The sequence below is a fragment of the Rhizobium favelukesii genome, from assembly GCF_000577275.2.
Classification (GTDB): Bacteria; Pseudomonadota; Alphaproteobacteria; order Rhizobiales; family Rhizobiaceae; genus Rhizobium; species Rhizobium favelukesii.
Genome location: NZ_HG916852.1, coordinates 1,702,552 through 1,722,911 on the forward strand (window position 1 = coordinate 1,702,552; position 20,360 = coordinate 1,722,911).

Sequence of the window (20,360 nt, forward strand, 5' to 3'; positions counted from 1 at the left end):
ATGGCACAAAAATCCACCCCCACGAAGTTCATCATCGGCCCCGGCAAGCTGTCCTTCCCGAAAATCTTTGTCCCGAATGACAAGGAATTTGGCGGCAAGTACGCGAACACCCTTCTCCTGCCGCCCGACTATGACTTCGGCCCGTTGAAGAAGGCTATGCTCGACGTGGCAATTGCCAAGTTCGGCGCTGACAAGTCCAAGTGGCCGCGCAACATGCGTGGGCCGAAGGAAGTCATCCGCCCGTGCGAGGAAAAGGGCCACCTGACCGGCTATCTGCCGGGCTGGCACTTCATCACCGCATCGAGCGCTGATCAGCCGGGCATTGTTGACAGCCTGCTCCAGAAGATCACGGACCCGCGCGAAGCCTACCCCGGCCGTTGGTCGATGATGTCTGTCAACGTCTACGCCTATTCGAACGTGACGCACGGCGTTTCGCTCGGACTCCAGAACATCCAGCTTCGCAAGCATGATGATCCGTTCTCTTCGCGCCAGCGTGCAGAAGACGAGTTCGAAGAAATGATGGATGACGTTGGCGAGTTCGACAAGTCCAGCGTCGAAGGCGACTTCAAGCAGGGCTCTTCGACAAGCGACGAAGATGCGGGAGGTTGGGATGACTAACACCGCAACCGATAAGCCTGCCGAGGCTGACAAGCCGACCACCCTCTACAACGTCACGATCGAGGACAACCTGACGGTCCCCGTAGGGGCTCACAGCCTGACAACCACGGCTGAAGGTTTCCTCTTCTTCTACGTTGCCGGCGAGCTCAGCGATATCTTCGCTCCCGGCCACTGGTCGCGGGTAAAGCGCGCGGTGACGGCATGACAAGCGTCGGCTGGATCATCTGGAACCCCCTGACACGGGAGAAAGTCAAGACCGGCGGCTACGGCAAGCACAACGCCAAGGTCTACGGCTCTGAAGCCAAAGCCAAGGCTTATTGCATTGGCGACGAAGTGCCCAGGGAAGTCTTCATCAGCAACGAAGACCAGCTTCCTCTCCCCCTCTAGGCGCTGCTCTTCTTTAGCGCCTGACAGCGCCGCCCGCGTGTTTTCCTCCTTTCCGCGCGGGCGGCGTCTTGTTTTAAACACAAAATATTAGATGAGAAAAACACAAATGGACGTAACGAACGATCCGGCATGGCGTGTCAACATCGACGTGGAAACCAAGTCTGAAGTTGACCTCCGCAAGACCTCCGCGAAGGTCTACGCCCGCCACCCTTCCACCGATATCATCCTCGTGCGGTACTGCCTTGAGAGCCAGCCTGACAAGGTTGGCGAATGGCTTTGCTACCGTGACCCGATCCCTGCCGATCTGGTCGCCTACATGGAAGATGAGAGCTTCACCCTCGTTGCCCATAACGCCGGCTTCGAAATCGCGATCCTCAATTCCCCGCATCTGCGTGCTCGGTATCGCATCCCTGCCACGGCTATCCAGCGGTGGGATGACACGGCCGCTCGCGCGGCCCGTATGGCAATCCCGCGTTCGCTCGACGGTTCTGCCAAGGCCCTCGAACTTCCTGTCAAGAAGGACTTGGAAGGCTCTCGGATCATGATGCAGCTCTGCAAGCCGCGTGCTTGGACCGAAGACGACGTTGCAGTTTGGTGGACGCCCGAAGACAGCCCTGACAAGTATGAAAAGCTCTCTGACTACTGCGCGACCGACGTGAAGGTTGGCGCACTGCTGTCAGCCACGACCCGGCCGTTGCCATCTTCCGAGCTCGCCATCTGGCGCATGACAGAAGAGATCAACGAGACCGGGCTTTTCGTTGACTGGCGCTTCGCCGAAGCCGCTGCCCGCGTCGCCAAGATTTATCGCAACCTACTCGACAGCCAAATGGCGATCGTGACAGGGGGCCAGGTGCAGGGCGCCGGCAAAGTCACCCAATTGAAACAGTGGTGCGCCGCTCGCGGCTACGTTGTGCAGGACGCCGTTGATGACGAGAAGATCGTGCTCGACAAGGGCGCAATCGCTGCGCTCCTCACCCGCGACGATCTGCCTGAAGACGTTCGCACCGCCCTGACAATTCGCCGCGATGCGGCGAAGTCGTCTGTCGCCAAATACGAAGCCATACTCAACCGCGTCGATCGCGAGACCAGCCGCGTCCGTGACACGATCGTTTATCATGGCGCCAGCACTGGCCGTTGGGCTGGTGCGGGCATCCAGCCGCAGAACTTCCCGCGCAACACTGTCAAGGATTGGGAAGCGACCGCCGAGGACGTTTACAAGCTCGACGCCGGCACGATGGACTTCGAAGAGTTCGAAGCCAAGCACGGTCCCGTCATGGACGTGCTGTCAAAGATGCTCCGTGGCACGATCACCGCACCCGAGGGCTCGGAACTCCTCTTCCCCGACTACGCGGCTATCGAAGCTCGCGGCGTTGCGTGGCTGGCGGGCGCTGACAAGCTGACAGCGCTATTTGCGTCTGGCGGCAAGGTCTACGAAGAGTTCGCGGCCGAGAACCTGTCACCGCCCGGCACCAAGCCGTCGCAAATCCTGAAGGACAGCAAAGAGCGCTTCCTCGGCAAGACCGTTATTCTTGGCGCCGGATATGGCATGGGCTCGAAAAAGTTCGTGTCAACCTGCTCGGCGCAGGGTGCGGATGTCACCGAGGAAGACGGCGTGAAGGCGATCGGCGCCTACCGCTCCGCGTACCCCGAAATTCCTGCCTTGTGGAAGGGGCTGGAGAACGCAGCGATCAACGCTGTCATGAACCCTGGCACCGAGTTCACCTATCAGGGCAACCCGGACGCGCCGAAGGTCACGTATCTCGCCAAGAAGGGTTGGCTCCTCTGCAAGCTGCCTAGCGGCCGGCTGCTCTTTTATAAGAAGCCGCGCGTTGTGCAGATCGCAAGTCCTTTCGGCCCACGCATGGCGCTGGAGTATTCGGCAGTCAACTCGCTCACTAAGAAGTGGGAGCGCGAAACGACATGGGGCGGCAAGCTGACAGAGAACGTCGTGCAGGCCGTTTGCCGCGACCTGATCGCCCTTGCCATGCTCCGCCTTCGCGACGCTGGCTATAAGCTCGTGGGCACCGTCCACGACGAAGTTGTCATCGAAGTCATCGGCACTGGCGAGCAGCACAAAGTCAAAGTCCTCAAAATCATCTGCATGGTGCCGGAATGGGCGAGGGGTTTCCCGATCTCCGCCGAAGCTGGCAGCGGCAAGCGTTACGGGAAGTAGTCACATGGCAGGTAGTAGGCAGCTCAGCTACGAATTTAAGAACAACCATGACAACTCAGGAGCCGTCGAAATGATCGAGCGCGCAGAACAGCAGACACCCCGCAAGAACGCCAAGACCGTAGTGTCTGGCCCTGTAAACCCGGACATTGCGATCATCAATCTCCCCACGACCAAGGAGACGAACCCGAAGGACGCGGTAGGCGTTCGCAAAGTCCCGTTCCATGTCGTGCCGCACCGTGTCATTGCCAATGTCGGCCTCGCGCTTCTGGAGGGCGCTCGCAAATACGGTTCCTATAACTGGCGTGCGGCGGGCGTCCGCGCCTCTGTCTATTTCGACGCTGCCAACCGCCACCTGGCTGATTGGTGGGAAGGCGTAGACATTGATCCTGACAGCGGCCTCTCGCACGTTGACAAGGCAATTGCCTCGCTGACCGTGCTCCGCGACTCCATGATGCAAGGCAATTGGGTAGATGACCGCCCGATCCGCGCTGAACAGGGATGGGTGGAAGCGGCCAACGCGAAGGCGTCGGAAATCATCGAACGCTATCCCGACCCGAAGGCTCCGTTTACGCAAAAGAACGCTTGACGCACGAGCAACGACTTGTGTAAAACACAATCACCGTCTTAGGAGAATGACAAAATGAACGAGAAAACAGAACCGAAAATCTTCCTTGATATGGATGGCGTATTGGCCGACTTTGACAAGGGCGCCGGCCACCTGCTCGGGACCGACGATATCCACAAGTGGGAGTTCGTACACGGCCCCAAGGCATTTTGGGAAAAGCTCGACAGCTACCCGAATTTCTTTGGCTCCCTGCCGCCGATGCCCGACGCCTATCATCTTTGGGGCGAAGTCTATCAGCGGGAGCCTATCATCCTGACCGCGCTGCCGAGGGTAGGGGCCACCGACGTTGACGCGCAGAAGCGCGCTTGGGTGAAGCACCACCTGCCATCCAGTTTCGAAGTCGATGTCATCACGTGCCAGACGCCCGAAAAGCCGGGATACGCCAACGTCGGCGACGTGCTGGTAGACGACCGTGCTGTCAACCGCGCAGCTTGGGAAGCACGGGGCGGGAAGTTCATTCTGCACACGTCGGCCGAAACCACCCTGACCCAACTCAAAGCAATGGGGTATCTCTAATGCCTGACAAGCTGACAGAAATTGAGGACGCGGGCCAGTTCCGCGATCTCGTAGAAGCCCGCCGGCAGGAGGCCAAAATGGGCTTCCGCCCGATCGCCCGCAAGGCTGGTGTAGCGCACGGCACCTATTGGGTGTGGCTGCGGATCGATCCCGGCAAGGTGACGCTGGAAAACGCTCTCGCCTATGCCAAGGCACTCGGGCTCAAGCTCTTCATCGGAAAAGATGACACGGAATAAAAAAAGGCCGGGGTGAAAACCCCGGCTTAATTTCCGTTTTAGAAGAAACCCACACGTGGGTTCTGCCCTTTATTTAGGAAAAGTTACCTATGAAGTCAACACCAAATTTCGGCGCGGTGGTCGCTGATCTGACACGCAGCGGCTTCGCTGCGACCGATCTGTTGCCTCTTATCCCACCCGGCGCCACGCTTTCCGAAAACTCGCACGTTCAACCTTTCCAGATCGGCAAAATCCCCGGCCGCTACTTCGGCGGCAAGTGGTCGGGCCTGACAGGCGCATGGGCTTCGGTCGGTATGAGCGAGCGCGACGTAGACCGTGCGAAGACGTGGCCGACACAAAACGTTGGCCTCCGGGGCGGCTCATATCCTGGCATTGACATTGACACTGACAGCAAAGCCGCCTTCGCTTTGGTGGAAAGGTTGATCGTCGCACGGTTCGGCGACACTGCCCCTGTACGTTACCGTGGCGACGCCCCACGCGCGCTCTATTCCTTCCGTCTCGATCCGTCGAGTGATCCTGTCAGGAAGCATAGGATTGAATGGAAGGACGCCGACGGCCGCGCTCACGCTGTCGAGGTTCTTGGGCTTGGTCAGCAGTACGCCATCGCGGGCATTCACCCCACGGGTGTTGCGTATGAATGGCGCGAGCGGCCGGACGGAAGCGTCGGCGACCTCGCTGCTGTCACGGCTAACGGGCTCCCCAAGCTGTCAGTCGATGACGTGATGGACTTCATGAACGAAGTGAAGGCCGCGATCGAAGCCAGCGGCGGCGAAGTCGGCAAGATCATGGTTCCCCGGTATGGATGGGACGGTGACAGCCGTGCGGTTGATCTCAACAACGCCGAGCCGATCCTTGAGAACGATATCGCGATGGAGGCTTTGAACTCGATCCCGAATACGGTCGAGTCCATGCCTTCGCGTGAGCAGTTCGTCGCCGTGCTGGCAAGTTTCAAGCAGGCTGTCGGCCGCAATGCCGAAGGGCTCCGTGGTGACGCGCTCGTTTGGGCAACCCGCGACGGTTGGGCTGACGAGGAGTATTTTGACAAGGTATGGGAGAGCTTGACAAGTTCCCGCGTGCCCTTCGACCACCTGATTTCGATGGCTCGCAAGTACGGCTGGCGCGGTGACGCGGCACTCGACTTCAAAGACTTGGGGCAGGACAACGGCGAGGTTGAAAAGAAAATCCAGCGGGCCGAGCAGGAAGACCCGCTTTTGAAGCTCGCCACGAAACTCGCCTATGTGGACACCGAGCAGGTTTTCATCGTGAAGGGGAACGGCAATATGTATTCCCCCGAAGCCCTCAACCGTGCGCCGCACCTCGGGGCTCTGATCGAAGCTCCCGGCACCACGGGCAAGCAGTCGCCGGCCAATAGGCTCTGTGCGCCGAACACGACCATGCAGATTGTCAAGGGCGTCGTCTATCTGCCGGGTGAGCAGCAAATCACGCAGTGGGAGCAGAGCGGCCGTTCTGACACCTATTATAATCGCTGGCACGCTCGCGCGTTCCCGCGCTTTGACAACGTGACAGACGCGGATGTCAAGCCGTGGCTCGACCATGTGGCCTACCTCGTGCCTGACAAGAAGGAACGGGAAGAGCTGCTTGATTTCTTTGCCCATCTGCTCCAGAAGCGCGGCACCAAAATTCGTTGGGCTCCGCTGCTGATTGGCAAGCAGGGCACGGGTAAAGACCTGATGATTAAGCCGATCGTCAGCTACCTCGCGCACAACGCCCGTGACATCAAGCCCGAGCAACTGACATCGCGGTTTAACGACTTCCTCGAAAGCGAATTGCTCGTGGTGCAGGAGTTGAAGCGCTCGACCACGCAGGCGAACGGCACCTATAACCGTATCAAGACCCTGATCGCCGGCACGGCCGAAGACGTGAACTACATCGAAAAGAAGTATCAGACGCCCTACGCGGTCCCGAACGTCGTCAACTCGATCTTCTTTTCTAACCACGTCGATGCGATGGAAATCGACGCCGACGACCGGCGTTTCTTCATCATCCTGTCAGAAGCAGAAAAGCGCGACCCGAGCTATTACCAGCGGCTCGCCGTCGATTTCTACCAGAACAATTCTGGTTGGCTGAAGGTCGCAAGCTGGCTCCTCAAGCGTGACATTGAGGATTTCAATGCTTCGCAGCCGCCTATGCAGACAGAAGGCAAGGCGCTCCTGATCGACTCACAGCGCACGCCTGTCGCCCGTGCGATCGAGGAGGCTGTCACGACCGGCGCGTATAAAGACCGCAAGGCCATCCGCGCTGAAGAGATCGTCAACCGCGCAAGCTCCGAATTTAGCTTCATGCCCGGCGTCCAACGGCACGAAGTCCACGGCGCGCAGGTTGTCAACGAGCTACGCAATCTCGGCTGGCGCAACCACGGCAATGTCAAGATCGACGGCAAAGTGCTCCGCTTCTGGACCCGGCCCGGCGCAAACCCTTCAAATGCTGACATCCGCGCTGAGCTTGACACGGCGCAGAGCGAGATTGATTTTTAAACACAAGTGTCTTGCGAACAAGACAAGCCTCTGCTACTTTAATGGAGCAGGGGCTTTTTTAATGCGCCCCGATAGGAGTGACAATCAATGGCTGTATCAGTTTCAGTCTTACAACGCGGCAAAAACTCATACCGTTTGCGTGCGCGTTGGCGCGATCCCGACACTGGAGAAACCCGCGAACACACGCACACCGTTCGGGGAACTAAAGAGTTCGCGGAGGGCCAAAAGCGCGTGCTGCAAGACGCCTTCTCCAATGGCCGTATCGAGAAAGTCTCGAAGGACACAGTGAAGGGCTACCTGCAAAATTGGATCGAAGGCCGGCTTGCTCTCGGCAAAATCCGCATCACGACGGCGGAGACTTATACGAGCACGCTGAAGCAGTTTATCGGCCGCTTTGGGGACGACAACCTCGTAGCCATCAGACATTCCGACCTGTCGGATTGGGTGAAGGATACGATCGGTGTCAAGGGCATCGCCTACACGGCCTATGTCTGCACGGTTCTGAAAAAGGCGTGGCGCGACGCCATCAAGGAAGGGCTGACACCGTTCAACCCCTTCGATCGTGTCGATCTCCCAACCTATGAGTCCGAAGCGAAAGAGCGCACCATCGGCCCGAACGCCATGAAGACCCTTTGGGATGTCGCTGACAACCTCGACGGCGATGACGGCCTTTTGGCCCGTGTGGCCTTGGAAACCGGGATGCGGCGGGGGGAATTGGCCGGGCTACGTTGGTGCGACGTGTCAGCGGCCGGCGTCATCAACATCCGGCAAAACGCCGTCATCATGAAGACAGGCAAGGTGGTAATCCACAAGCCGAAGACGAAGCGCGGCGCGCGTTCGATCGCGATTGGCAAAGCACTGCTGGCGGAGCTAGAGGCGGCGAGGGGAGCGCCGGAACATTACGTCTTTGGTGAGGGTGAAACTCCTCGGCGCCCGCCGGCTATTGCCCGTGCGCTTGTCCGCGCGCTCAAGGCTGCGGGGCTGACAGGCTTCACGGCGCACGACTTCCGCCACGCTCATGCGACGCATTTGCTGCGCTCGGGAAAGATACCGATTACCGCAGTCAGCAAGCGCCTCGGGCACGCTAAGATTACTACCACAATGAGCATCTACGCTCATGCGCTGGAGGAAGACGAAGAGGCGATCGTTGGTGAAATCGACAACATTTTGAGGGGGGCGTGACATGGCCCGTAGAAAGAAAACCGAGACCGTAGAGAAGACCGGCAACGAGACCGAGTTCGACAAGATCATGGCGCTCGATGCGTGGGGACTGCTCGAATACGTGCTCGCAAATCCCGAGTTCCTGACTGATCCCTACTACCGTAGTTTCGGGGACGTAGTTGACGCACGCTACAAGCAGTTGATGTCAGAACAACCGCTCTCACAATGGCTTTGAGCCGTTCGGGGTTCAACCTGCACCCGAACGAGTCAAGATACCCCCAAAGATTTCAACCACTTAGATTGCTATTAACGTTAACAAATGGTTTACGTTGCGCGCTCCGGGTTAAGAAGTCAGGTTGCAGGGCAGTCCAAAATGCTTGGTGTCTGGAACCATGGGAACCAAAATCGCGAGAGCCGCGTTTCTTGTTGCCGCGATCATGTTTTTCGCTGTGCTTGCGCTGGATATTGCTGTGCCCGCGCTGGTTCTAGGTTCCATGGCATTGTCGATATGGCTGGTTTCGTTCGAGGGACCGTCCATTCGCAGAGAACGAGAGACGACCGCATGAAGTGGTTTCTGATCTTCTGGGCCGGTCCCATCGTCTTCCTGGCGGGATGGTATTGGCTTTCTTACTACGACATGAATTTCGGCATCTTCATGCTGAGCCGGCAGGTTCACGACCTCACGTTTGAGATCTACGGAAAGATCCTTGGCATTCCGCCGGAAACCATTCCGCCGCTGGTCGCCCGTGCGATCGTTGTCGACAGCCTTGTCGTGTTCGCCATCATCGCCTTCCGCCGGCGCAAGGCGATCGGTGCTTGGTGGCGTGCTCGTCAGGCGTCCAAGTCGTCCGATGCCGCTCTGGCGAGCAAGGACAGTCTGTCCAGCGCTCCCTGAAGAATGAAGCTTGCCGCAGCCGAGTCGATGCGCTCGGCACGCTTGCTGCGCGATACGTCCATCTCCAGCAGTGCCCGCTCGGCGGCGACCGTCGACAGCCGTTCGTCCCAATAGACGAAGGGCAAATCGGTCTTCTGCTCCATGTTGCGCACGAAGGCGCGCGTTGCCTGGACACGCGGCCCGGCCGATCCATCCATGTTCATCGGCAGGCCGATGACGAAGGCCGCAACCTTCTCCTTTGCAACAAACTTCAGAAGCGTTACCGCATCGATCGTGAATTTTTCGCGCTTGATGACGGGCCTCGGCGTGGCAAACCGTCGGCCAAGATCGGACATCGAAAGCCCGATCGTTTTCGTGCCGAGATCAAGCCCCGCAATCGCCTGTCCCGGCTGCAGCACAGTTGCCAGTTCCTCGATCGTCAGCACTGTCATCGTGGTTTCATCCCGTCAAAAGAAATTGAAGCGGTAACGCTTTTCTTTGCGACCGCATCGGATATGTCCATAACGAGCAAAGCAGGCTTTTGCATCCGATAATAGAAGGAGAAATTTCATGAAGATCACTTGGCTTGGTCATTCCGCATTCCGCATCGAGATCGGAAAGGCTAAAATCCTGCTGGATCCGTTCCTCACCCACAATCCGTCCTTTGCCGGGCAGGATGCAAAGGACGTCGCAAACGGCATCACACATATCCTGCTCACGCATGGTCACGGAGATCATGTCGGCGATACGGTTGCGCTTGCCAAGGCCTCAGGTGCGGTCGTTCTCGCCAACGCCGATCTCGCCGCTTGGCTGGGCTCGAAAGGCTTGTCGAGGATCGAGGCGGGCAATACCGGCGGCACGATTTCGTTCGACGGTTTTTCAGCGACCTTCACCAACGCGCTGCATTCCTCGGCGCAGATCACCGAAGACGGCGTCTCCCATGCGCTCGGCAATGCCAACGGTTTGATGCTGCACTTCGATGAGGAAGCCTCGATTCTCGCCATGGGCGATACCGACATCTTCTCCGACATGGCGCTGATCAACGAGTTGCACCAGCCTGAGATCGCTCTCGTGCCGGTCGGCGATCGCTTCACCATGGGCGGCGCCGTGGCGGCGCTTGCCTGCCAGCGCTACTTCAACTTCAAGACCGCCATGCCCTGCCACTATGGTACCTTCCCGATCATTGACCAGACGCCGGAGAAGTTCGTCTCCGGCATGGAAGGATCGAAGACGGCGGTGAATGCGCCGAGGCCGGGCGAGAGCCTTTCCTTCTAGTCGAGGTCTACTGAAATCGCGTCGATTTCAGAGAGGGAATTCTATGCACTCAAAAGAGCATGCCCGTTGCGCACAGCGGGCATGCTCTTTATAGCGGGTAGGAAAATCCTATCCGGAGAATACCATGTCCGTCGACTTTGCCACCGTTAAGCGCGTAGCGCGCCTTGCCCGTATTGCGGTCTCCGAAGAAGAGGCAAACCGCATGGTGGGCGAGTTGAATGGTATCCTCGGCTTCGTCGAGCAGCTCTCCGAGGTCGACGTCGAAGGCGTCGAGCCGATGACGTCGGTCACGCCGATGGAGATGAAGAAGCGCACGGATGATGTGACTGACGGCAACAAGGCGGCCGACATCGTTTCCAACGCGCCTGTCACCGATCAGAATTTCTTCCTGGTGCCCAAAGTCGTCGAATAAGGCGTCATGCCGCTTTCCGACTCCGTTGCCAATCCAGATTTGAAGCGAAACACCATGAGCGAACTCACCAGCCTGACCATTGCCGAAGCCCGTACGAAGCTGCGCGCCAAGGAGATCAAAGCGACTGAACTGACCGAGGCCTACATCTCGGCAATCGAAGCGGCCAACGACAAGCTCAATGCCTATATTAAGGTCACGCCCGAGAAGGCGTTGCAGATGGCGGAAGCCTCTGACGCACGTCTCGCCGGCGGCAAGGGTGGCGCGCTCGAAGGCATCCCGCTCGGCATCAAGGATCTGTTCGCCACCGAAGGCATTCATACGCAGGCCTGCAGCCACATCCTCGACGGTTTCAAGCCGCACTACGAGTCGACCGTCACCCAGAACCTGTGGGGCGACGGCGCCGTGATGCTCGGCAAGCTCAACATGGACGAGTTCGCGATGGGCTCTTCCAACGAAACCTCCTACTACGGCGCGGTCATCAACCCCTGGCGTTCGGCTGGCTCCAACCAGCAGCTGGTACCGGGAGGCTCCTCCGGCGGCTCCGCAGCGGCTGTTGCGGCCCACCTCTGCGCCGGTGCGACGGCAACCGATACGGGCGGCTCGATCCGCCAGCCGGCCGCCTTCACCGGTACGGTCGGCATCAAGCCGACGTATGGCCGCTGCTCGCGCTGGGGCACGGTGGCTTTCGCCTCGTCGCTTGACCAGGCTGGTCCCATTGCCCGCGACGTGCGCGACGCCGCAATCCTGCTGAGGTCGATGGCGTCAGTCGATTCCAAGGACACGACCTCCGTCGACCTGCCGGTTCCGGACTATGAAGCCGCGCTTGGCCAGTCGCTGAAGGGCATGAAGATCGGCATTCCAAACGAATATCGCGTCGACGGCATGCCGGAGGAGATCGAAACCTTGTGGCAGCAGGGCATTGCCTGGCTGAAGGACGCAGGCGCCGAGATCGTCAACATCTCGCTGCCGCACACCAAGTATGCGCTGCCGGCCTATTATATCGTTGCTCCCGCTGAAGCTTCGTCGAACCTCGCCCGCTATGACGGCGTCCGTTACGGCCTGCGCGTCGACGGCAAGGATATTGTCGACATGTATGAGAAGACGCGCGCCGCCGGTTTCGGCAAGGAAGTCAAGCGCCGCATCATGATCGGCACCTATGTTCTCTCGGCTGGTTACTACGACGCTTACTACATCAAGGCCCAGAAGGTTCGCACACTGATCAAGCGCGACTTCGAACTGGCCTTCAATGCCGGTGTCGATGCGATCCTGACGCCCGCGACACCGTCGTCTGCCTTCGGCGTCGCCGACGAAAACCTCGCCTCCGATCCGGTCAAGATGTACCTGAACGACATCTTCACGGTCACGGTCAACATGGCCGGGCTGCCGGGCATTGCCGTTCCGGCCGGACTTGACCACAAAGGCCTCCCACTCGGCCTGCAGCTGATCGGCAAGCCGTTCGACGAAGAGACATTGTTCAAGACTGCGCATGTGATCGAGCAGGCTGCGGGTAGGTTCACGCCCGCCAAGTGGTGGTAAGTGGACCCGCAATTAGGATGATGGCAGGGGCTGATCATCAAGTGGTCGGCGAGATTGGCTTGCCGCGTGGAAATCCAGCGGTGCAAGGGGAAGCCGGTTTCGACGATCCCGTCGTAATCGAGGCTGCTCAGAAGGATTTCTTCGACTACCGGCAGCGACGAAATGTGACGTCGCGATTGCCGAACTTGGAAGCCCGGCTGGTCGGCTGGGGCGCCCGGGAAAACGAGCCCAATTCCATTTCTGACATCTGGATCGATCCCGCCTGCCAGGGCCGTGGCATCGGTTCGCCTGGTCCGCTATTTCGTTGAAGGCATTGCCGCTGATGGCTTCAAGGTTGCAAAAATCCGCTCCCGCGCTACCAATGGCGGCGCCTTGCGGCTTTACGAGCGGGCCGGCTTCTCGATCGTCTGGCGCGGTGAGAGGTTCGATGCGGAACTCGCCATTCGGCTCGAAAAGGTGCATCTGGAGAAGCGTCTCGGCTAAAGGCGCAATTTCGGGAGGAGGCCTATGTCCAAACAAAATCTTGCGGACATGATCGGAGCATTGGATTGCCTCGCGGCGGCAGGTTTCGCCGTGGGTGCGGAGTGGCAGGCCGTGCATGAAATCTGCCAGGCACATGAGGGCGAGGCGCCTTTCGACTGGGGCCACGCCCTTTGCCATCGTATCGAAGGCGACGACTGGAATGCCGACTACTGGTACCGTCGAGCGGGAAAGCGCCGCGGGAGCGGCACGGTGGCCGAGGAATGGTCGGTGATGAAGGCCGAGCTTGCCGCACATCTTTGAACGATGCCGCGCGCCGAGGCGACGCGCGGCCGAATGTCGGAAAGCTACTTATTGTCCTGTTCCGCTCTCACCAGAATCAATCCCCGTTCGGTGATGCGATAGGGCTTGCCACCTGAGGATTTGATGGCCTTCTTCCGCTTCAGCTTGCGAAAGAGCTCGAGACCGAAGCCGGGATAGACCCAACCGTCGCGCGTGAAGCACTTTGCTGCCTCGATTTTTCTGTTGTCGTCGCGTTCGATTTCAATACGGCCACCCTGAGCCAATAGGTGCAGGATGCGCTGCTCCGTGCGTGAAATATCCATGGAATGTTGATCCGGTCGTAGCGCCTTGAGGAGGCGCGCAAAAACGATCTGGCGTCCGATCGGACGTCAGGGCTTCGTTCTTTCGGGCCCGTGCGCGCAAGGAAAACCTGCGGGCAGGGGCCTCTACCGGGTCTGAGAGGACGAGTTCAACATGAGGCCGTCATATCCTCTGATCGCAGTCTCGTCAAGTTTTGCAACCCATGGGGGGATATTGTCCAGACCCTCGCGCTTGAAACGCAAGGCTTTGATAACGCGGTGATTCGGTGTTTTACTTCGGTGCAAACGCGGGGGTGCTGTTGATCCACATTCGCAATGCCCGCGAGGGCGACGCAAATCTCTTGAGCGAGATCGGAATAAGAGCCTGGCAGAATGCAATGGCGTCCATTGGCGAAGCGGACGCCATGGTGGATGCTGCCCGAAGCGCGTTCTTCAATTTCGTTGCCGGTAGCTGGATCACCGTCACCGTCATCGAATGGAACGGACATGCGGCAGGATGGGCCGCGCGCGAGACGCTCGACGAGAAAATTTCGGATTTCTGGATCGATCCTGCCTTCACCGGTCATGGTCTCGGAACAGCACTCTTGCAGGATATCGAGAAAGACATAGCAGCGCAGGGTTTCGATACGGCCATGATGCAGACGCACTCCGCGAACTCCGAAGCGATCAGCTTCTTCCAGAAGCGTGGATACGCAATTCATTGGCTGTCGATTGCCTACAATCCCAAGCTCGATCGTGATGTGCCGTCAGTCGGTTTGTCAAAGGCTTTGGAGTCCACGGACGACGGCACATACGGCCTTGTCTTAGTCTAGCAGCGGGCCATCCAGCGCGACGTAGCCGAGGGCGCCTGATAAAACAAGCGCGGCCACCATATGAAACATGACGATGGCCCTAAGGATCGATCGGAACGGTTCTTTCTGCGTCTTGTGACGTAGGAGCCTTTGCGCGCAAACCGCGCCCAAGCTGCCACCGACGAATGCGAGCGTCAGCAAGGTTTTCTCGCTGATCCGGCGCCGATGATCGCGAGCAGCCTGCTTGTCGAGGAAATAGATCGAGAACACGAAGGCATTCAGTGCCAGGAAGAGCCCGATGATCTTGAGAATAGCGGTTGCGGTCATCTGCGCCACGCTAGCGACATTGCGTTAACACGCCCCAAACTAGTTGGCTTGCTGCTACAGCACGGCCGAAAGCCTTGCACCGGCAAGCCATTTCCGTTACCTCACCAGTTGAAAAGAACAGCCTCAAAAAGAGCATCTCAATGACCATTGTCGACGTTCGCACGCCCGATCCGAAACGCTTCATTCCCGGCGCCACCGGCGATTGGGAAGTCATCATCGGCATGGAAGTCCATGCACAGGTGCTGTCGAATTCGAAGCTGTTCTCGGGCGCGGCGACGGAGTTCGGCAAGCCGCAGAATTCCAACGTCTCGCTTATCGATGCGGCCATGCCCGGCATGCTGCCCGTCATTAACGAGGAATGCGTCAAGCAAGCTGTCCGCACAGGTCTTGGCCTCAAGGCGCAGATCAACAAGCGCTCGCTCTTCGACCGCAAGAACTATTTCTATCCCGACCTGCCCCAGGGCTATCAGATTTCGCAGTTCAAGGATCCGATCGTCGGCGAGGGCAAGATCACCATCTCGCTCGGACCCGACCGGCAGGGCCAGTTCGAGGATATCGAGATCGGCATCGAGCGCCTGCATCTGGAGCAGGACGCCGGCAAGTCGCTGCACGACCAGCATGCCACCATGTCCTATGTCGATCTCAATCGCTCGGGCGTCGCGCTGATGGAGATTGTCTCCAAGCCTGATATGCGCTCGTCGGATGAAGCCAAGGCTTACATGACGAAGCTGCGTTCGATCGTTCGCTATCTCGGCACCTGCGACGGCAACATGGACGAGGGCTCCATGCGCGCCGACGTCAACGTCTCCGTCCGTCGCCCGGGCGAAGGCTTCGGCACCCGTTGCGAGATCAAGAACGTCAACTCCATCCGCTTCATCGGCCAGGCGATCGAATACGAAGCCCGCCGCCAGATCGCTATTCTGGAGGACGGCGGTACGATCGCACAGGAAACCCGTCTCTTCGACCCGAATAAGGGCGAGACGCGCTCGATGCGCTCCAAGGAAGATGCACACGACTACCGCTACTTCCCGGATCCGGATCTGCTGCCGCTCGAATTCGACGACGCCTTCGTCACGGCGCTCGAAGGTGATCTGCCGGAACTGCCCGACGACAAGAAGGAGCGCTTTGTGCGCGAACTCGGTCTCTCGATCTATGACGCTTCCGTCCTTGTCTCGGAAAAGGCGATCGCCGACTATTTCGAAGCCGTGGCAGAAGGCCGCGACGGCAAGGCAGCCGCCAACTGGGTCATCAACGACCTGCTCGGCGCCTTGAACCGCACAGGCAGAAGCATCGAGGAGACCTCCGTTTCGCCGGCTCAACTTGGTGCGATCATTGACCTCATCAAGGCGGAGACTATTTCCGGAAAGATCGCGAAGGACCTGTTCGAAATCGTGCTGAACGAGGGCGGCGATCCCGCCGAGATCGTCGAAACCCGGGGCATGAAGCAGGTGACCGACACCGGCGCGATCGAACGGGCTGTCGACGAGATTATCGCCGCCAACCCGGATCAGGTTGCAAAGGTCCAGGCCAAGCCGACACTTGCCGGCTGGTTCGTCGGTCAGGTCATGAAGGCGACCGGCGGCAAGGCCAATCCGCAGGCCGTCCAGGCTCTCGTGAAGGCGAAGCTCGGCATTGAGGAGTAAGGCCGTGTATTTCGTGCGCACCGCCAGCGAGGGTGATTTAAGCAAGATGCGCACCTTGCTGGATGAGGGCTTTCGCGCGACCTATGCTGGCCTCTATGGCGAAACGAAGGTCAACGCGCTCATTGCGCATCTGTTTTCGCCAGCGGCGCTGCAGGCGCGGCTGGCGAAAAAGAATGCCGAGTTCCTCGTTGCCGATAACGGCAAGGATATCGGCGGCATCGGTTATGCCGCCATGTCGGATGAGATGACGAAGACCGTCATGCTGCATCTGCTCTATGTCCGCCCGCCGCTGCATCGCCAGGGTATCGGGCGGGAGATCTTTGCCGAGTTGGAAACCTGCTTTCCCGATGCCGAAATCATGCGCCTCGAGGTCGAGCCGCGGAACAAGACGGCGATCGCCTTTTACCATGCCCACGGCTTCGAAGATGTCGGCCGCAATGAAAACGATGGGCCTGGGCAATCCGGAATACCGACGCTGATCCTCGAAAAGCCTCTCGAACAGCGCTAGCCCCAGTATGAGCATGAGCCAAACCATCATTCGCGAGGCGCGCAGCGCCGACGTGGCGGCACTCGTCGCCATCTTTGCTGCCGATGAACTCGGCGGTCACGGGGACACGACTGCGCCCGAGGTCTTCGGTGATTAGTCGATCGTGAAGAACTCGATATCAGACATTGAGCTGCGGTATCGATCGGCTCTGGGACGTGGAGATTAGTGCGGCTACCAGACACAAAAGCTGTCTGAACCATCGCAGCAGGAGGGAGAAGTTGTATCCGGCTGCGGCCAGAACGGCATTGACGGCATCCCCCTGTTCGCCAGCGAGATAATTGCGGTCCATTCTGTGTTCGCTCTTGAGGTGTCCAATGACGGGTTCGACCGCCGATCGTCGTCGCATCTGGCGCTTGATGGCGGGCGTGAGGCGGCGCTTCTGGCCGCTGGTGAAGACCCTCAGCTTGTGACTTTCGGGAGCATTGTGGCCGCGGTATCCAGCGTCGGCCAGAATGCGGGTGACCTCGTTGCCGATCATCTTTTCCATATCCGGAACGACGGTCGCGAGCGTGTGGCCATCGTAGGGATTGCCGGGCAGCGCCGTCGCGTGCAGAGCGAACTGCCCGCCCTTTGAACGGTTCAGTGTTGTGGCCACGGACACCTTCACTCCAAACTCATAGGGCTTGTGCGCCTTGCCTTTACCAATGCACTCGACCTCGTCGGCGTGCAGGCTATAGATCTTGCGGCCACGCTGACGTTGCCGCTGCTCGATGACCGTTTTTGCCTGATAGAGCGACCATTTGAAGATCGCGTCGAGTTGTTCGTCACCGGCGATCTGACGCTCGATGTCGCGAACGATCCGGCCGAGATAGGTCTTCAACTTGCGCAGTGCCTTGCCGGCCCGTTTGAATTGCTTCGCATGAGCGTAGCGTTGGTATTGGATCAGGGCGAATTTACCGACCCGAAGATAGGTCTGGCGCAGATCCAGCCCCATTTTCTTCGCCAGCCGCACCAACCGTTCGCGCGCCCGGTGAATAAGCTTGGCATCCGTCGGGAACATGACGTTCTTCGGTTGAACGGTCGTGTCCACGATCACCTGCCGCGTATCCTGCGGCTTCATCGCGCCTGTCTTGACAGCCACGGCCAGGCTCTCTTGCAAGAGCGCGGCGATCCGCTCCTCGCCCATGCGCTGCCGCCAGCGCGTCATCGAGGAGCGGTCGAACGATAGGTCGTGCCGAAAGAACTCCTCGCCGCACAGGTACTGGAAATAGGGGTTCTCCACCCAGCGCTCGCACAGGGCCTCGTCCGACAGGCTGAACGTGTGCTTAAGAATGGCCAGCCCCGCCATCAGCCGCGTCGGCAATGGCGGCATGCCCGCTCCGTCCGAATACACCGTCCCAAAGCGGGCTTCCAACACAGGCCAGTCGATCGCCTGCGCCAGGCGCACCAGTTCGTGCTTCATGTTGATGATCTGGTCCAGCCGGGATCGGAACAAATCCTGTTCACCCGTTTCGCGCCGTTCGCGTGGTTTACCCATTCCTGGCTCTCCGATTCATCGCGATAACCCAGTGAATCACGCTTCGCCAACCAGGGAAACCTCAAACTGATTTTGCAAGGAAACAGCCTATTCGTCGGCTGTTTCCTGCAATTAGAAGATCTGCAGATTGCTCGATTCTTACGCTAAATCAGCCGCTTGGGAGTTCTTCACGGCCGACTGATTATCTCAGGGCTTTCGAGCGGCTCGCCACATCACGCGACCAGACACTCTACGTGGCGGAGCGCGACGGGAAGGTCGTCGGCACCTTCCAGACGATGATCGTGACGTCGCTGGTCGGTCGCGGCTCGTCATCGATGATCATCGAGGCGGTGCAGACGCGCGGTGACATGCGTGGACAGGGCATCGGTGCCCAGATGATCGAGTTTGCCATAGCGGAGGCAAAGCGTCGCGACCTGCGCCTCGTGCAACTGGCATCGAACGCGAGCCGCACGGATGCGCACCGTTTCTACAAGCGGCTTGGCTTCAAACAGTCGCACCTCGGCTTCAAGATGGCGCTGAAATGAGCCGGTGTGGCGCCGGAATCACTGGACAATGCGTATCGCTGGCGGCATAAGCGAGGGATCAAATTCTGGTCCCGCTCGCCGCTCGGCTAGCTCAAGGAAAAGACATGAAGAATCTCCTCGTGCAAATCTTCACCTGGTGGAACGGTCAGACGATCGGTACGCGCTTTGCGACCTGGCGTTTCGGCAAGCGCGTCGGTGAAGACGAATTGGGCAACGTCTACTACGAAGGCGGCATGTCGTCCTACGGCCTGCCGAAGCGTTGGGTTATCTACAAGGGGTATGCCGAAGCCTCCGCGATTCCGCCGGGCTGGCACGGCTGGATGCATCACCGCACGAACGTTCCCCCGAGCCAGGAAAACTATGTCGCCAAGGAATGGCAGAAGCCACATCGCGCAAACCAGACCGGTTCGCCGCAGGCTTATCGCCCGCCGGGCTCACTGGTCGTTCCTGGCGAACGTCCGCGGGTTACGGGCGACTACGACGCGTGGACACCTGGCAACTGAGCAGGGCAGCCGGCCCCGCTTTTGGCCACAATTGACCATTACCCGCAGAATGGCCGCAGCGATTGCGGCCTTCGATTTTAAGATGCTGTGGAGACGGGTAGATATGAAGCTTTTCACGCGGAAAAATCTCCTGCGTGCCGTCGGTGTCTCCCTGGCACTTGGCTCGTCCTTTCTGCCGCAGGCTGCCGCCGCTGCCCGCATCGAGAACTCCGTCGCCGTATTCTCCGGCCTCGACAAGATCACCGGCCGCATCACGACCTTCGATGTCTATGTCAATGAGACCGTGCAGTTCGGCGCGCTGCAGGTCACGCCGAAGGCCTGCTATTCCCGCGATCAGACCGAAGCGCAGAAGATCGATGGCTTCGTGGAAGTGGACGAGATCACGCTCGACCGCAAGATTCGCCGTATCTTCACTGGCTGGATGTTTGCTGACAGCCCCGGCCTCAATGCCGTTGAGCACCCGATCTACGACGTCTGGCTGAAGGATTGCAAGCAGAACTCGAACGTTCCCGCTCCGGATAAAGCGGCCAAGTAATTCTCAGAATTCAAGATGTGGTGAAGCCATCGCCGCCGCTAGCATGTGGGTATACTCGTCCTTCGGAACATCTATGGCTCCGAAAGTCTTTAGGTGTTCGGTCGTAAACTGTGTGTCGAGCAGGGTAAAACCCTTGGCTCGCAGCCGTTCCACGAGATGAACGAGACAGATCTTCGAAGCGTCTGTCCGGCGTGAGAACATGCTTTCGCCGAAGAACGCCGAGCCCAGCGACACTCCGTATAATCCGCCGACAAGTTCGTCGCCGTCCCACGCCTCGACCGAGTGCGCATGGCCGATGCGATGCAGCGTCGAATAAAGCGTCCTGATCGTCTGATTGATCCAGGTGCTCGGCCTGTCCCCGGTCTCTGCTGCACAGGCTGCGATTACCGCATCGAAATCGTGGTTGAAGCGGATGTCGAACGGCTTGCGTCGGATCGCCTTGGCGAGGCTTTTCGAAACGTGGAATTCGTCGAGCGGCAGGACGCCGCGAAGATCGGGCTCGACCCAGAATATTTCCGGGTCGTCGGCCGACTCGGCCATAGGAAAGAGGCCGATAGAATAGGCGCGCAGGAGGATTTCCGGTGTAATGCCTGGAGACTTCCTGCGCGATCCTGCCATTCGTT

At 59.1% G+C, this 20,360-nt stretch carries 29 protein-coding genes; 24 read left to right on the forward strand and 5 right to left on the reverse strand.

Features of this window, described 5'->3' with window-relative positions:
- The 11 genes from LPU83_RS46915 to LPU83_RS46965 all read left to right on the forward strand — a co-directional run bounded on the left by LPU83_RS46915 (position 1) and on the right by LPU83_RS46965 (position 9,106).
- A complete protein-coding gene (locus LPU83_RS46915; protein ID WP_051509082.1) occupies positions 1-618 on the forward strand; it encodes an ssDNA-binding protein in 618 nt (205 codons plus the stop codon).
- Positions 611-823, forward strand: a complete 213-nt coding sequence (locus tag LPU83_RS46920; RefSeq protein WP_037069515.1) for a hypothetical protein — start codon at positions 611-613, stop codon at positions 821-823. Before LPU83_RS46915 ends, LPU83_RS46920 begins: the two co-directional genes overlap by 8 nt.
- On the forward strand, positions 820-1,005 hold the full coding sequence (locus tag LPU83_RS46925) for a hypothetical protein (RefSeq protein WP_037069518.1): 186 nt from the start codon (positions 820-822) through the stop codon (positions 1,003-1,005). The genes LPU83_RS46920 and LPU83_RS46925 overlap by 4 nt, the downstream gene beginning before the upstream one ends.
- 106 nt (positions 1,006-1,111) lie before the next feature.
- Positions 1,112-3,178, forward strand: coding sequence for a DNA polymerase (locus tag LPU83_RS46930; protein ID WP_037069521.1), 2,067 nt, complete (start codon positions 1,112-1,114; stop codon positions 3,176-3,178).
- A gap of 4 nt (positions 3,179-3,182) precedes the next feature.
- Positions 3,183-3,764: a dATP/dGTP diphosphohydrolase domain-containing protein gene (locus LPU83_RS46935; protein WP_197901951.1), complete on the forward strand. Its 582-nt coding sequence runs from the start codon at positions 3,183-3,185 to the stop codon at positions 3,762-3,764.
- A 54-nt stretch (positions 3,765-3,818) separates the two neighbouring features.
- A complete protein-coding gene (locus tag LPU83_RS46940) occupies positions 3,819-4,319 on the forward strand; it encodes a 5' nucleotidase, NT5C type (RefSeq protein WP_037069524.1) in 501 nt (166 codons plus the stop codon).
- Positions 4,319-4,555: a hypothetical protein gene (locus tag LPU83_RS46945; protein ID WP_037069525.1), complete on the forward strand. Its 237-nt coding sequence runs from the start codon at positions 4,319-4,321 to the stop codon at positions 4,553-4,555. Before LPU83_RS46940 ends, LPU83_RS46945 begins: the two co-directional genes overlap by 1 nt.
- An 89-nt stretch (positions 4,556-4,644) precedes the next feature.
- Complete coding sequence (locus LPU83_RS46950; RefSeq protein ID WP_037069527.1) at positions 4,645-7,050, forward strand: DUF5906 domain-containing protein; 2,406 nt, start codon at positions 4,645-4,647, stop codon at positions 7,048-7,050.
- Positions 7,051-7,281: 231 nt separating this feature from the next.
- On the forward strand, positions 7,282-8,232 hold the full coding sequence (locus LPU83_RS46955) for a tyrosine-type recombinase/integrase (RefSeq protein ID WP_037069528.1): 951 nt from the start codon (positions 7,282-7,284) through the stop codon (positions 8,230-8,232).
- 1 nt (position 8,233) lies between these two features.
- Positions 8,234-8,446 (forward strand): hypothetical protein, encoded by a 213-nt coding sequence (locus LPU83_RS46960; protein WP_037069529.1) that lies wholly within the window; start codon positions 8,234-8,236, stop codon positions 8,444-8,446.
- A gap of 327 nt (positions 8,447-8,773) precedes the next feature.
- Positions 8,774-9,106, forward strand: coding sequence for a DUF6105 family protein (locus LPU83_RS46965; RefSeq protein WP_024314684.1), 333 nt, complete (start codon positions 8,774-8,776; stop codon positions 9,104-9,106).
- On the opposite strand, the gene ruvX is transcribed toward LPU83_RS46965, so the two are convergent.
- Entirely contained in the window at positions 9,043-9,537 is a 495-nt protein-coding gene (ruvX, locus tag LPU83_RS46970) for a Holliday junction resolvase RuvX (protein WP_024314683.1), read from the reverse strand. The two genes, LPU83_RS46965 and ruvX, sit on opposite strands and share 64 nt — an antisense overlap.
- Positions 9,538-9,655: 118 nt before the next feature.
- On the opposite strand from ruvX, the gene LPU83_RS46975 reads away from it, so the two are divergent.
- The 6 genes from LPU83_RS46975 to LPU83_RS47000 all read left to right on the forward strand — a co-directional run bounded on the left by LPU83_RS46975 (position 9,656) and on the right by LPU83_RS47000 (position 13,091).
- The gene (locus LPU83_RS46975; RefSeq protein WP_024314682.1) at positions 9,656-10,360 is read left to right on the forward strand and encodes a metal-dependent hydrolase; all 705 of its coding nucleotides are present in this window, start codon (positions 9,656-9,658) and stop codon (positions 10,358-10,360) included.
- Between the two features lie 124 nt (positions 10,361-10,484).
- On the forward strand, positions 10,485-10,772 hold the full coding sequence (gatC, locus tag LPU83_RS46980) for an Asp-tRNA(Asn)/Glu-tRNA(Gln) amidotransferase subunit GatC (protein ID WP_024314681.1): 288 nt from the start codon (positions 10,485-10,487) through the stop codon (positions 10,770-10,772).
- Positions 10,773-10,826: 54 nt separating this feature from the next.
- A complete protein-coding gene (gatA, locus tag LPU83_RS46985; RefSeq protein ID WP_024314680.1) occupies positions 10,827-12,308 on the forward strand; it encodes an Asp-tRNA(Asn)/Glu-tRNA(Gln) amidotransferase subunit GatA in 1,482 nt (493 codons plus the stop codon).
- A gap of 17 nt (positions 12,309-12,325) precedes the next feature.
- Positions 12,326-12,616, forward strand: coding sequence for an N-acetyltransferase (locus LPU83_RS46990; protein ID WP_051166654.1), 291 nt, complete (start codon positions 12,326-12,328; stop codon positions 12,614-12,616).
- The gene (locus LPU83_RS46995) at positions 12,582-12,791 is read left to right on the forward strand and encodes an N-acetyltransferase (RefSeq protein ID WP_051166653.1); all 210 of its coding nucleotides are present in this window, start codon (positions 12,582-12,584) and stop codon (positions 12,789-12,791) included. The genes LPU83_RS46990 and LPU83_RS46995 overlap by 35 nt, the downstream gene beginning before the upstream one ends.
- A gap of 24 nt (positions 12,792-12,815) precedes the next feature.
- Positions 12,816-13,091 carry a hypothetical protein gene (locus LPU83_RS47000; RefSeq protein ID WP_024314679.1) on the forward strand — a complete coding sequence of 92 codons (276 nt, stop codon included), beginning with the start codon at positions 12,816-12,818 and terminating at the stop codon, positions 13,089-13,091.
- Between the two features lie 44 nt (positions 13,092-13,135).
- On the opposite strand, the gene LPU83_RS47005 is transcribed toward LPU83_RS47000, so the two are convergent.
- The gene (locus LPU83_RS47005) at positions 13,136-13,393 is read right to left on the reverse strand and encodes a YjhX family toxin (protein WP_024314678.1); all 258 of its coding nucleotides are present in this window, start codon (positions 13,391-13,393) and stop codon (positions 13,136-13,138) included.
- A 296-nt stretch (positions 13,394-13,689) separates the two neighbouring features.
- Here LPU83_RS47005 and LPU83_RS47010 point away from each other — a divergent pair, with 296 nt between their 5' ends.
- Positions 13,690-14,202: a GNAT family N-acetyltransferase gene (locus tag LPU83_RS47010; RefSeq protein WP_024314677.1), complete on the forward strand. Its 513-nt coding sequence runs from the start codon at positions 13,690-13,692 to the stop codon at positions 14,200-14,202.
- On the opposite strand, the gene LPU83_RS47015 is transcribed toward LPU83_RS47010, so the two are convergent.
- Positions 14,194-14,508 (reverse strand): DUF1294 domain-containing protein, encoded by a 315-nt coding sequence (locus tag LPU83_RS47015; protein ID WP_024314676.1) that lies wholly within the window; start codon positions 14,506-14,508, stop codon positions 14,194-14,196. The genes LPU83_RS47010 and LPU83_RS47015 overlap by 9 nt on opposite strands.
- A 140-nt stretch (positions 14,509-14,648) precedes the next feature.
- On the opposite strand from LPU83_RS47015, the gene gatB reads away from it, so the two are divergent.
- The 3 genes from gatB to LPU83_RS47030 are packed head-to-tail and all read left to right on the forward strand — an operon-like array spanning position 14,649 to position 16,795.
- Entirely contained in the window at positions 14,649-16,151 is a 1,503-nt protein-coding gene (gene gatB / locus LPU83_RS47020; protein WP_024314675.1) for an Asp-tRNA(Asn)/Glu-tRNA(Gln) amidotransferase subunit GatB, read from the forward strand.
- A 4-nt stretch (positions 16,152-16,155) separates the two neighbouring features.
- Complete coding sequence (locus tag LPU83_RS47025; RefSeq protein WP_024314674.1) at positions 16,156-16,659, forward strand: GNAT family N-acetyltransferase; 504 nt, start codon at positions 16,156-16,158, stop codon at positions 16,657-16,659.
- Positions 16,660-16,672: 13 nt separating this feature from the next.
- Positions 16,673-16,795 carry a hypothetical protein gene (locus LPU83_RS47030; protein WP_374046186.1) on the forward strand — a complete coding sequence of 41 codons (123 nt, stop codon included), beginning with the start codon at positions 16,673-16,675 and terminating at the stop codon, positions 16,793-16,795.
- A 21-nt stretch (positions 16,796-16,816) separates the two neighbouring features.
- Here LPU83_RS47030 and LPU83_RS47035 read toward each other — a convergent pair whose 3' ends face one another.
- Complete coding sequence (locus tag LPU83_RS47035) at positions 16,817-18,175, reverse strand: IS5 family transposase (RefSeq protein WP_037069531.1); 1,359 nt, start codon at positions 18,173-18,175, stop codon at positions 16,817-16,819.
- Positions 18,176-18,210: 35 nt separating this feature from the next.
- On the opposite strand from LPU83_RS47035, the gene LPU83_RS47040 reads away from it, so the two are divergent.
- The 3 genes from LPU83_RS47040 to LPU83_RS47050 all read left to right on the forward strand — a co-directional run bounded on the left by LPU83_RS47040 (position 18,211) and on the right by LPU83_RS47050 (position 19,737).
- A complete protein-coding gene (locus tag LPU83_RS47040) occupies positions 18,211-18,699 on the forward strand; it encodes a GNAT family N-acetyltransferase (RefSeq protein WP_425301947.1) in 489 nt (162 codons plus the stop codon).
- Between the two features lie 104 nt (positions 18,700-18,803).
- Positions 18,804-19,202, forward strand: a complete 399-nt coding sequence (locus LPU83_RS47045) for an NADH:ubiquinone oxidoreductase subunit NDUFA12 (RefSeq protein WP_024317832.1) — start codon at positions 18,804-18,806, stop codon at positions 19,200-19,202.
- Positions 19,203-19,305: 103 nt separating this feature from the next.
- Positions 19,306-19,737: a DUF2155 domain-containing protein gene (locus LPU83_RS47050; protein ID WP_024317833.1), complete on the forward strand. Its 432-nt coding sequence runs from the start codon at positions 19,306-19,308 to the stop codon at positions 19,735-19,737.
- 3 nt (positions 19,738-19,740) lie between these two features.
- On the opposite strand, the gene aat is transcribed toward LPU83_RS47050, so the two are convergent.
- Positions 19,741-20,355, reverse strand: a complete 615-nt coding sequence (aat, locus tag LPU83_RS47055) for a leucyl/phenylalanyl-tRNA--protein transferase (RefSeq protein ID WP_024317834.1) — start codon at positions 20,353-20,355, stop codon at positions 19,741-19,743.
- Positions 20,356-20,360: the final 5 nt, after the last annotated feature.

Excerpts from the sequence above, each read along its gene's own strand:
- LPU83_RS47000 (WP_024314679.1), top strand. The coding sequence starts at position 12,816 with ATGTCCAAACAAAATCTTGCGGACATGATCGGAGCATTGGATTGCCTC.
- LPU83_RS46960 (WP_037069529.1), top strand. The coding sequence starts at position 8,234 with ATGGCCCGTAGAAAGAAAACCGAGACCGTAGAGAAGACCGGCAACGAG.
- LPU83_RS46945 (WP_037069525.1), top strand. The coding sequence starts at position 4,319 with ATGCCTGACAAGCTGACAGAAATTGAGGACGCGGGCCAGTTCCGCGAT.
- LPU83_RS46990 (WP_051166654.1), top strand. The coding sequence starts at position 12,326 with ATGATGGCAGGGGCTGATCATCAAGTGGTCGGCGAGATTGGCTTGCCG.
- LPU83_RS47015 (WP_024314676.1), bottom strand. The coding sequence starts at position 14,508 with ATGACCGCAACCGCTATTCTCAAGATCATCGGGCTCTTCCTGGCACTG.
- ruvX (WP_024314683.1), bottom strand. The coding sequence starts at position 9,537 with ATGACAGTGCTGACGATCGAGGAACTGGCAACTGTGCTGCAGCCGGGA.
- LPU83_RS46920 (WP_037069515.1), top strand. The coding sequence starts at position 611 with ATGACTAACACCGCAACCGATAAGCCTGCCGAGGCTGACAAGCCGACC.
- gatA (WP_024314680.1), top strand. The coding sequence starts at position 10,827 with ATGAGCGAACTCACCAGCCTGACCATTGCCGAAGCCCGTACGAAGCTG.
- LPU83_RS46915 (WP_051509082.1), top strand. The coding sequence starts at position 1 with ATGGCACAAAAATCCACCCCCACGAAGTTCATCATCGGCCCCGGCAAG.
- LPU83_RS46930 (WP_037069521.1), top strand. The coding sequence starts at position 1,112 with ATGGACGTAACGAACGATCCGGCATGGCGTGTCAACATCGACGTGGAA.
- LPU83_RS46950 (WP_037069527.1), top strand. The coding sequence starts at position 4,645 with ATGAAGTCAACACCAAATTTCGGCGCGGTGGTCGCTGATCTGACACGC.
- LPU83_RS47005 (WP_024314678.1), bottom strand. The coding sequence starts at position 13,393 with ATGGATATTTCACGCACGGAGCAGCGCATCCTGCACCTATTGGCTCAG.
- LPU83_RS47035 (WP_037069531.1), bottom strand. The coding sequence starts at position 18,175 with ATGGGTAAACCACGCGAACGGCGCGAAACGGGTGAACAGGATTTGTTC.
- gatB (WP_024314675.1), top strand. The coding sequence starts at position 14,649 with ATGACCATTGTCGACGTTCGCACGCCCGATCCGAAACGCTTCATTCCC.
- LPU83_RS46935 (WP_197901951.1), top strand. The coding sequence starts at position 3,183 with ATGGCAGGTAGTAGGCAGCTCAGCTACGAATTTAAGAACAACCATGAC.
- LPU83_RS46975 (WP_024314682.1), top strand. The coding sequence starts at position 9,656 with ATGAAGATCACTTGGCTTGGTCATTCCGCATTCCGCATCGAGATCGGA.
- LPU83_RS46965 (WP_024314684.1), top strand. The coding sequence starts at position 8,774 with ATGAAGTGGTTTCTGATCTTCTGGGCCGGTCCCATCGTCTTCCTGGCG.
- LPU83_RS47045 (WP_024317832.1), top strand. The coding sequence starts at position 18,804 with ATGAAGAATCTCCTCGTGCAAATCTTCACCTGGTGGAACGGTCAGACG.
- LPU83_RS46940 (WP_037069524.1), top strand. The coding sequence starts at position 3,819 with ATGAACGAGAAAACAGAACCGAAAATCTTCCTTGATATGGATGGCGTA.
- gatC (WP_024314681.1), top strand. The coding sequence starts at position 10,485 with ATGTCCGTCGACTTTGCCACCGTTAAGCGCGTAGCGCGCCTTGCCCGT.
- LPU83_RS46925 (WP_037069518.1), top strand. The coding sequence starts at position 820 with ATGACAAGCGTCGGCTGGATCATCTGGAACCCCCTGACACGGGAGAAA.
- LPU83_RS47030 (WP_374046186.1), top strand. The coding sequence starts at position 16,673 with ATGAGCCAAACCATCATTCGCGAGGCGCGCAGCGCCGACGTGGCGGCA.
- aat (WP_024317834.1), bottom strand. The coding sequence starts at position 20,355 with ATGGCAGGATCGCGCAGGAAGTCTCCAGGCATTACACCGGAAATCCTC.
- LPU83_RS47050 (WP_024317833.1), top strand. The coding sequence starts at position 19,306 with ATGAAGCTTTTCACGCGGAAAAATCTCCTGCGTGCCGTCGGTGTCTCC.